General features: G+C 42.2%; 7 protein-coding genes and 1 pseudogene. 1 reads left to right on the top strand and 7 read right to left on the bottom strand.

The genetic code is table 11. The features are described from left to right. Positions 1–543, bottom strand: a 543-nt coding sequence (locus tag DPG01_RS17755) for an IS6-like element IS1006 family transposase (RefSeq protein WP_057694214.1), incomplete at its 3' end; no start/stop codon positions are given. Between the two features lie 167 nt (positions 544–710). Between DPG01_RS17755 and DPG01_RS17750 the strand changes: the two are divergent. Then, positions 711–874: pseudogene (locus DPG01_RS17750) on the top strand (IS256 family transposase); the annotation flags it as partial. Positions 875–1,189: 315 nt separating this feature from the next. Here DPG01_RS17750 and DPG01_RS17745 read toward each other — a convergent pair. The 6 genes from DPG01_RS17745 to DPG01_RS17720 all read right to left on the bottom strand — a co-directional run bounded on the left by DPG01_RS17745 (position 1,190) and on the right by DPG01_RS17720 (position 9,402). Continuing rightward, positions 1,190–2,545 carry an ATP-binding protein gene (locus DPG01_RS17745; protein WP_016165442.1) on the bottom strand — a complete coding sequence of 452 codons (1,356 nt, stop codon included), beginning with the start codon at positions 2,543–2,545 and terminating at the stop codon, positions 1,190–1,192. Beyond that, positions 2,545–3,207, bottom strand: a complete 663-nt coding sequence (locus DPG01_RS17740) for a response regulator (protein ID WP_092692964.1) — start codon at positions 3,205–3,207, stop codon at positions 2,545–2,547. The genes DPG01_RS17745 and DPG01_RS17740 overlap by 1 nt, the downstream gene beginning before the upstream one ends. Positions 3,208–3,446: 239 nt before the next feature. Continuing rightward, positions 3,447–4,754 (bottom strand): TolC family protein, encoded by a 1,308-nt coding sequence (locus DPG01_RS17735; protein WP_092692962.1) that lies wholly within the window; start codon positions 4,752–4,754, stop codon positions 3,447–3,449. Next, on the bottom strand, positions 4,751–5,077 hold the full coding sequence (locus DPG01_RS17730; protein WP_092692960.1) for a DUF3240 family protein: 327 nt from the start codon (positions 5,075–5,077) through the stop codon (positions 4,751–4,753). Before DPG01_RS17730 ends, DPG01_RS17735 begins: the two co-directional genes overlap by 4 nt. After that, positions 5,070–8,153: an efflux RND transporter permease subunit gene (locus DPG01_RS17725; protein WP_092692958.1), complete on the bottom strand. Its 3,084-nt coding sequence runs from the start codon at positions 8,151–8,153 to the stop codon at positions 5,070–5,072. The genes DPG01_RS17730 and DPG01_RS17725 overlap by 8 nt, the downstream gene beginning before the upstream one ends. A 10-nt stretch (positions 8,154–8,163) precedes the next feature. Then, the gene (locus DPG01_RS17720) at positions 8,164–9,402 is read right to left on the bottom strand and encodes an efflux RND transporter periplasmic adaptor subunit (RefSeq protein ID WP_092692956.1); all 1,239 of its coding nucleotides are present in this window, start codon (positions 9,400–9,402) and stop codon (positions 8,164–8,166) included. Between the last annotated feature and the right edge of the window lie 373 nt (positions 9,403–9,775).

Genomic DNA, 9,775 nt, shown 5'->3' with positions numbered 1-9,775 from the left:
CCGCTTTAGCTTGCCATGATCACATTCAATCACGTTATTTTTATACTTAATCTGCCTGTGCTCAAGGTCTGGTGGACATTTACCTTCCCGTTTTAACCGTGATAAAGCACGTCCATATGTGGGTGCTTTATCCGTGTTGATCACTTGTGGAATTTGCCACTTCTTCACATTATTTAAAATTTTTCCAAGAAAACAATATGCTGATTTGGTATTACGTCTAGAAGAAAGATAAAAATCAATGGTATCGCCACGTTGATCGACTGCACGATACAGATAAGACCATCGTCCATTCACTTTTACATAGGTTTCATCAATATGCCACGAGCTCAGATCTGTAGGATTACGCCAATACCAGCGTAAACGTTTTTCTATTTCAGGAGCATAACGTTGAACCCAACGGTAAATAGTCGTGTGATCAACATTCACACCCCGTTCGGCCAGCATTTCCTGCAGTTCACGATAGCTAATGCCATATTTACAATACCAGCGCACAGCCCAAAGAATGATTTCGCCCTGAAAATGCCGACCATGGAAAGGATTCATATGCTGCACCTTTAGCTAAAACAGTCTTCAGCTTACCATTCGTGGTTATTTGCAACAGTGCCATTTTAAGTATCTGATGAACCCTTATTCTGCTTCCAAAAGACTTTTACATTATGTAAAGATTGGTGAATTTGTTGACATATACTACCTTCAGGGACAACCATTGTATCAGAGGAGACATTAGCTATCCTGCTAAAGTACATCATACAATTTATACAAATGAGTCATTGAATAGTGTGATCCGTCAATCAAGAAAAGAAAAATCTTTTCTTCCGATGATTCTATGAAGAAAGAAGTAATTTACTTCGCAACATTAAATCCTGCTAAGAAATAGACATTGCCAATCTTATGTGGCATTACTACTCATGACTTTAAGCAATGAATTGATTTACTATTCATTTCGATGGTTGATTAAATGATCATTTATAAAAAATCGGACTTACACAAAATGAGTTACAGACTCTAATATCACCCTCACTTTAAGTGGCATAAGTTATATTACTGCTTTTATCAGACTTATGCTGCAATATATGAGTGTAGGACAGTAGGCTTTTTTACCTCTGTCGCTATATAGCCATAAGTAGTTATGGCACCCCAATCTTCAATTTTGAAAACTACTTCTCAGCCCAGTAAATAGCGCCATTATTTAGTTCTGCTGGTTAAATTCAATCCTAACCATAAGACCACCAATAGCATTTGTCCGATGTAACTCAACTTTTCCGTGATATAAATCGACAATTTGCTTAACAATCGATAAGCCGAGACCACTGCCAATAATGACACTGTTCTGATTCACCCTATAGAATCTTTGGAAAATCAGAGGTATTTGTGCTTCATCCAAACCAATTCCATTATCCTCAATCTGCACAAAGCTATAATTTTTAACACAGCCACAACTGATTTTTATGACACACGGGCGTTCATAACTACGATAGATGATGGCATTCTCTAAAAGATTACGGAGCATAATTTCCAATTGCTCAGGTTGAGCCATAACTAGAGCTGACTCCAGTTGTAACTGTAAGTCAACTTTTTTTTGACAAAGCTGAAAATCCATCATCGAAAGAGTACTTTGAATCACATTAACGAGATCGACCGAGCCTTGAATTTGATGAGCATTGGGTTCAATCCGGGCTAAGGTTAGTAACTGTGTAATCATTCGCGAGGTTTTATCAATGCCAATCATGATGTCCTCAGCTGCTTCTCGTGCCTCCTCAGTCGAACGTGCACTCTGCAAAACTTGTGCATGCAGACGGATCGCCGCCAAAGGTGTACGTAACTCATGGGCTGCATTTGAGGTAAAACGTTTTTCACGTTGCATGCTTTCTGCAACTTCACTCAATAATGTATTTAATGACTTCACCAAAGGTTCGATTTCTTTGGGCACGACAGGGTTGATGGGTTTTAAATGTTCAATCGACTGCTTTTCCAGATTTTGACTGATACTGAATACAGTGGACAAATTGCTACGTACGGTCTGCAAAATCAGCCAAGACAATAATGGTAAAAAAAATGCTGAAACCCCTATTAAAAATAACAGCATATCTCTCTGGATATCCTGACGGATAGTCCAGACCTGTGCAATTTGTACTTGTATAGTGTGGGTGCTGTCCCAAACCGAATAACTGCGATAGGTTTGATTGTGAATATTAATCCAGCCAAAGTTGGCTTGCTGGACAAACGGATGTGTGCCAACGCCAACCGAACGATAAATCAACTTGCCATTACGATGCCAGATCTGGAAAATAATCTGATTATAATGCTCCCCTTGAGCTTTCTCGATGACCGTATGATCCGGGATTTGCCCCGCCAGTGAACTTGAAGTAGTCGAAAGTAAAGCATGGGCTGTTTCAGCCAGTGATTTATCAAAAATATTGTTCGCGGTACGCTGCATTCCCCAGTAAATACAACCTAAACTACCCACCCAGACACTGGCGGTGATGACCATTAAAATAAATGATAGACGTCTGGTCAGTGAATAACTGCGAATGAAATTGGCCATTAATAATTTTCATCCATAATATATCCAAAGCTTTGTACAGTGCGCACGATATTTTTTCCCAGCTTACGCCGTAAATTATGAATATAAACCTGTATCACATTACTGCTCACATCTGCATCATAGGCATAAAATGAGTTTTCTATACTCTCCCGTGAAATGATCCGGCCACGGTTAAGGATAAATAGTTCTAGCAAGTGAAACTCTTTCGGGGTTAATTCAACTTCAGTGTGATCTCTCAGTACCTGTTTAGTCGCTTTATTAACCGCAATATTGCCAATCTGAATCAAATCACTCACTTCTCCTGAAATACGGCGTAATACTGCTTGAATCCGTGCAATAACTTCATACAAATCATAGGGTTTAACTACAAAATCATCTGCCCCAGCATCTAAACCGGAAATTCGCTCCTGAATTTTATCCTGAGCAGTCAAAATAATAACGCCTACTTTATTCTTTTTACGACGCAGTGACTTTAAAATTTCCAATCCATTCCTGTCTGGCAAACCTAAATCAAGCAAAATAAACTGATAATCATAACTCGCCAAAAAATGATAGGCTTGTTCTGCTGTGGTGGCGATATCAACAACAAAATTCGCTTGGTCTAAGCCCCGTGCTGTCGCCTTAGCCAGTAAGACATCGTCTTCAACTAACAATATTCTCACGTCTGAGCTCCCCCTCTCATTCTACTTCTTGCAAGCCTAAATTTTATTTCCGTGAAAACGACAGCTATAGCTGAATTCTGAAAGACATAGCACCGAAATATTTTCGTAAAATACTATTTTATCAAGCTTTTACCGTGCTGCTCAATTAAGTAATCAGCTATACTCTGGCCCCAAAAAGACAGAATACCAGCCGAATAATGACCACACAGGGCATTGATGTATCAGCACTCTACTATATTTTACTCTGCCTGATGATCCTCATGTAAAGGCCATAGTTGATGTGAATTCAGCAATAGCAAACTCAAGCTTTCTGCATAATCAATTTTGGCTTGATCAATTCGACCACGCGCATCAACCAGTTGCTGCGAATGGAGTAACAGTTCATTTAAACTCAATTCACCGAGCTTATATGCTTTTTGCATCAATCCATGTTGTTGCTGTAACTGTGCCAAATTCTGTTGAGCCTGCTCACTCCGTACAGTTGCCGACTCCATCTGCGTGAACCAGTATTGCGTTTCCTGACGCAAACGGTTTTCTACTCGTCCGATCTCAAAATTGGCCTTTTGAGCTTCCGCCATGGCCATACCAGAAGCTATCCGCACTTGCCGACTGGCGAGTGGAATTGAAACGCTCACACTCATCAAATTTTCAATGCCTGACTGCTCACGACTATAGCCCACTCCGACCGTAGGATTAGCTACCCGATTGAGTTTCTCTCTTTTGACTAACGCATCTTGCTGTGCTGCCTGCGTTTTGGCCAACTCAAGCTCATGGTTAGCAGACAAAACCTGCTGTATCCATTCAGTCTGTGTATATTCGAGTGGGCGAATTTTGATGACATCACTGCTCCAGTGTTCTGGAATTTTCCCCTGATAATCACGTGACAATAGCTGCTGTGCTTGGTAGTAAGCTGTTTTAGCCTGCATATATTGTTCTTCGATTTGCCGAGATTCATTGCTGAGCAGCATCAGTTCCAGTCGTGGGGCATCTCCAGCACGGATACGCTGCTGGGTCATTTGCATATAGTGTTGTATTCTTGCCTGCTGTTCCTCTAAGCGTGTCAATTGCAAAGCACTACGCATATAGGCAAACCACTGATTCAGCAAGGTTTTGGCAACTTCATGTTTGGCATCTTCATATTTTAATTCTGCAATACTCATCCCTCGTTGCGCCAAATCCTGATCCAGCCGGTATTTGCCAGGCAAACGAATCTGCTTTTCAACACCAAAGTTCGGCTCATAACTATTGGACTTTGTTTGACCATCCTGGGCATCGGTGTTACGAAGCTGCATCCCCGCACGTACGGTCCAGGGATGGCCCAGTTTTAGCCCTTGTCCTGCAAAATTGGCATAGTCCTGATCCGAGACTGCCGACCGAACAGTTGGATGCTGTGACAAGCTCTGCTTGATCGCATCGAGTGGTGGCAAGACCTGATCCAAAGCGGGTTCCGCGGAGACGACAGAAGCCATCATCACACAACAGCCCAAGCCTATTAAACATAAGGCTTTACCCAGCAAACGGGGTTGAGTAGCTATCTCTGGTTTCATTCGTTCACCTTTCCTTGACCAGCATAACCCGATGCTATGGTTGGTAATACCCAATAGAAACAGTCACTTGATTTAAATTTCTTTTGGATATGGGCTAAAATTAAAGGCACAGTTGCGAGGGGTAAAATCAACAGAATCAAATTACGCTCAGTTGCACCCCGAATTTTTTCTTGAATGTTGCGATAATGTTGGTGGCTGCCGAAACCTTGTGCCGGGATACAGGTACATCCTGTCACAATCTCGGGAATGAGCCATAAATGGCTCATTAATTCTTCCGCAATATCACTGGAGATGTTGATAGAGAGTTGGCACATTTCAGACATGAATATCTCGCACTAAACCAAATTGTTTAAACAAGTTAGGAAGTAAAATCAGCGTCAGTAAGGTGCAGGAAATTAACCCGCCAATTACCACGATCGCTAATGGACGCTGAATTTCAGCACCTGGCCCAGTGGTAAAGAGCAAGGGAATTAAACCCAAAGCCGCGATACTTGCAGTCATCATCACTGGACGTAAACGTCGCATAGCTCCCTCACGAACCACCTCTTCAATTGCAATGCCGCGTGAAATGAGCTGGTTAAAATAACCGATCATCACCAAACCATTCAGTACAGCAATCCCCATTAATGCAATAAATCCGACCGAAGCAGGCACCGATAAATATTCACCGGTAATGGCTAAGGCCACGACTCCACCAATTAAAGCAAAGGGAATATTCACAAAAACCAGTACTGCCTGACGAACAGAACCTAAAGTTGTAAAGAGCAGGAAAAAAATCATGGTCAACGCTGCAGGGACAACCAGCATCAGACGCGCTGCTGCACGTTGTTGATTTTCAAACTGGCCACCCCATTTCAATGAATATCCTGCCGGTAATTTAACTCTCTGGGCAACCTGCTGTTTTGCTTCCTCGACAAAACCGACCAGGTCGCGGTCACGCACATTGGCACGGACAACGGACATTCTTGAAGCATTTTCCCGGTCAATTTTAACGACACCTTCAGTCTTGACCATTTCTGCTAAAGAGGACAATGGTACAGCCGCTGAGTTTTCAACAGGTAAATTCATATTTGCAAGGGCAAAACTGGATTGCCCCAGACGCGGATCACCTTTGATCATCAACGGAACCGGTCGACCCTGTTCAATAATCGAACTAATTTGCTGCCCTTCGATGAGCATTTTGAGTTGTGCCTGTATGCTTTGACTATCTAGCTGATTGCGAACAGCCATATCACGACGAATACGTAATTCCTGATATTGCACCCCGGAATTTTCCAACGTCATGACATCTTCACTGCCTTTGATCCCTTGTAGAACGGTAGAAATTTGCTTAGACAGCTGATTTAGCTGGTCTAAATCGGTACCAAAAATTTTGACTGCTAAATCTCCACGTACACCTGATAACATTTCTGAGGTCCGCATTTCAATCGGCTGACTAAAGGTCAGATTGACTCCAGGAACGTCAGTCAATACATGGCGAACTTTGGCTAAAATCTGCTCCTTACTTTGTCCCTGCCACTGATCTTGCGGTTTCAAAATGACAAAGCTATCGGTTTCATTTAAGCCCATGGGGTCCAGGCCCAGTTCATCCGAGCCTGTTCTTGCCACAATGCGGGCCACTTCTGGAACTTGTTTTAGAATTCTTCTTTGAATGTCCAGATCAAGTGCAATTGAATTTTGCAGACTGATCGATGGCATTTTTTCCAGCTGCAATATGGTGTCACCTTCATCCATGGTTGGCATAAAAGACTTACCAATGAGTGGGAAAATAAGTGCAGCAACCACCAAAGCGCCTCCGGCCAAAGCATAAACACGTTTCGGATGAGCTAAACTTGCATTTAATACCTTGCTATATGCCTGTTCCAGCTTAGCAACAATATATGGCGTGTGATGTGCTTGAGATTTCAAGAAATAAGAACACAGCACCGGAATAATTGTTAATGAAAAAATCAGTGAGCTCGACAGTGCAAAGACAATGGTCAGCGCCACCGGAGAGAAAAGCTTCCCTTCCAGCCCCTGCAACGTCATCAACGGAATGAAGACCAGCATAATAATGATCATTCCTGCGGTCACCGGCACCGCCACCTCACAAACCGCGCGATAAATGACGTTCAGCGACGGTAAAAACAAACGGTGTTTGGACTCGTGTGCATCTGCCAGTTGCATTTCGATATTTTCCACCACCACAACAGCCGCATCGACCAGCAAACCAATAGCAATGGTTAAGCCACCCAATGACATCAGGTTGGCACTTAATCCAAACTGACGCATCATTAAGAAGGTACTCAACGCAGATAAAGGTAAAATCGCGGCAACAACCAAAGCGGCTCTTAAATTGCCTAAAAACAACAGCAATAAAATCAGGACCAGTACAATCGCCTCGATCAAGGTTTTACTCACGGTATGAATGGCACGATTCACCAGTTCACCACGGTCATAAAAAGGCTTGATCGTAACGCCCGGGGGTAAGTTTTTCTCAATGTCCTGCAAATGTTCACGCACACTTTGCACAACCTGACGTGCATTGGCGCCTTTTAAAGTAAGGACAATCCCTTGAACAGCTTCACCCTGACCATTTTCGGTCACTGCCCCGTAACGGGTAAGGGCACCGGTATGGACATCGGCAATGTCCTTCACTTGCACCAGTGTCCCTTGATGATTGGAAACAATAATCTCACCCAGCTCTTGTAAATTGGTGACACGACTATCGCTACGAATCAGTAATGATTCTCCATTTTCATTCAGACGACCGGCACCGTCACTTGCATTATTTAATTCAATTGCTTGTTTTAACTGATCAAGAGATAGACCTCTTGATGCCAGAGCATCCAGGTTGGGTGTCACTTCAAAAGTACGTGCCAAACCACCCAGGACATTGACATCCGCTACCCCTTCAATTTTTCTGAGCTGTGGACGGACGACCCGATCGAGCAAGGTTCGTTTTTCCATATCACTCATAGGGCCATGTAAAGTGAACATAAAAGATTCACCTAATGGCGTCGTCATAGGCGCAATCCCACCAGAGGCATTGCCAGGCAAAGCTGACATGACTCCAGTCAAACGCTCATTGACCTGTTGTCGGGCCCAATAAGGATCTGTCCCTTCTGCAAAATCCAGGGTAATGATTGCAATGGCATATTTAGATTGTGAACGTAATACAGTCTGATGAGGAATTCCCAACATTTCCTGTTCTATCGGTACCACAATACGGCTTTCCACCTCTTCTGGCGTCATGCCAGGAGATTTCATCACAATTTGAACCTGTGTACTTGATACATCGGGAAAGGCATCAATCGGCAATTTTGTAAATGCCAAATAACCTGCAACACTGATTGCCACACCCAATAACAGCATTAGGATTCGTTGACTCAGTGAAAATGCAATAATACGTTTTAACATGTGCCTAACCTCATTTCATCGCAGTGCTACTACTGGCAGGTGGTGCCTGCTCTGCACCGAAACCTGACCAAACGGCTTTTAGACGTTCGACACCATTCACAGCAACTTGAATTCCAGGTTTTAATGTGTTTCCAATCACATGACTTTGCTGCTGGTTCGCACCCACCAATTCCACCGGCATTGCAAAGAAACCATTTTGATTTTTGATAAAAATGAAGTGCTTGTTATCTTTTAAAGTCAAGGCAGTACTTGGTATTACCCATGCAGTTTCTGTTGTCGGGTTATGGCTTTGAATATTCGCTTTAATAAACTGTTGTACTTTTAAACAGTTATCCTTGGCATTCATCTGAACTAAAACATTTTGAGATTGCGTATTGTCTGAAAGTGCTGGTGCAATTTTTTGTACCTGCCCAGTAATTTCACACCCCTCAACTTTAACCAGATCGCCAATCTGGATATATTTGCTATCCGCTAAAGGGGCTTGCAACATTAATTGCAAAGGTAGATCACTATTCACCAACTGACCCAGTACTGCGCCGGTTTCTACATATTGACCTGCAGATACCTGTAAACTTTCTACACTGCCTTTGGCGGGACTTTTAACATACACTACGGAATTCAGTCCCTGACTGCTACTTCCTCCCATAAACTGCAACATGCGTTGCTTGGCACTCAAATCAATATTCAGTCGTTGCACTACATTCTGGGCTTCCTGTACACGTTTTTCAGCAATAATCCCTTCAGCATATAAACTGCGTTCACGTGCCAAATTTTGGCTGGCCAATTGCAGTTGTGCACGAATTTGTAAAATTTCATTTTGAATCTGAATTAAATCAGGGCTATGAATGGCCAGTACAGGATTATGGAGACCCACTTCGGCTAAAGGTTGCACCAGTACCTGTTGAACTATCCCCGCTATCGGGCTGGTTAAGACCACTTTACTTTGAGGTGACCACTGCGCTTGCCCCTGCAAAGTCAGTGCAAGTTGTACATCACTTGTCGCTTGTCCTAAAGTTTGTAATTGAATACCTGCCTGTTGAATCTGTGTGGGCGAAATTAAAATCTGATTACCAGAGACATCTATGGTTTCTGTTTCATTGGCGGTTACATTTTGTGGCTTTGATTTTTCCGCTTTATTTTTATTAAATAGTGAACTGCTCGCCCACCAAACTCCTAAAATTACCAAGACCAATGTGCAAATACTGAGAAATATTTTATTATTTCGTAATACACTCACTTGTTGACTCACTGATCTACCCTCAAAAATATTTTCTCTCAGGATAAATTTAAGTTCTTAAGATCTAATTAAGTTTGGAAATCCAATTTTTTCAGGATCTAAAGGGTAATTTCCACCTAAGCATAATATCTCGGTTATTTCTAAAGAGCAGATGAAGGCGGAAAAAGAAAACCATATCCCCCTTATCTCGAGAAGCAATGAGTTTGCTTAAATCAATTCAAGAATATACTCAGTCACAAAATTTCATCTCCGTTAAAGGGCCAGTTAATAAATATCCCTACAATGTCGTGAAAATACATTCATCTACTTTACTTTATAAATTTTAATCATTATTTTTTTAGAGCAAAATTAATCATGCACGATTTCAATCTGAATTGATTCAGAT

The organism is Acinetobacter sp. WCHAc060042 (assembly GCF_003231195.1).
Classification (GTDB): domain Bacteria; phylum Pseudomonadota; class Gammaproteobacteria; order Pseudomonadales; family Moraxellaceae; genus Acinetobacter.
The sequence above is the reverse complement of the archived record's forward strand: the minus strand, read 5'-3'. Positions and strand labels throughout refer to the sequence as shown.

What these genes read in the sequence shown, in the direction of transcription:
- DPG01_RS17745 (WP_016165442.1), bottom strand. Translation starts at nt 2,545, where the DNA reads ATGGCCAATTTCATTCGCAGTTATTCACTGACCAGACGTCTATCATTT.
- DPG01_RS17735 (WP_092692962.1), bottom strand. Translation starts at nt 4,754, where the DNA reads ATGAAACCAGAGATAGCTACTCAACCCCGTTTGCTGGGTAAAGCCTTA.
- DPG01_RS17730 (WP_092692960.1), bottom strand. Translation starts at nt 5,077, where the DNA reads ATGTCTGAAATGTGCCAACTCTCTATCAACATCTCCAGTGATATTGCG.
- DPG01_RS17725 (WP_092692958.1), bottom strand. Translation starts at nt 8,153, where the DNA reads ATGTTAAAACGTATTATTGCATTTTCACTGAGTCAACGAATCCTAATG.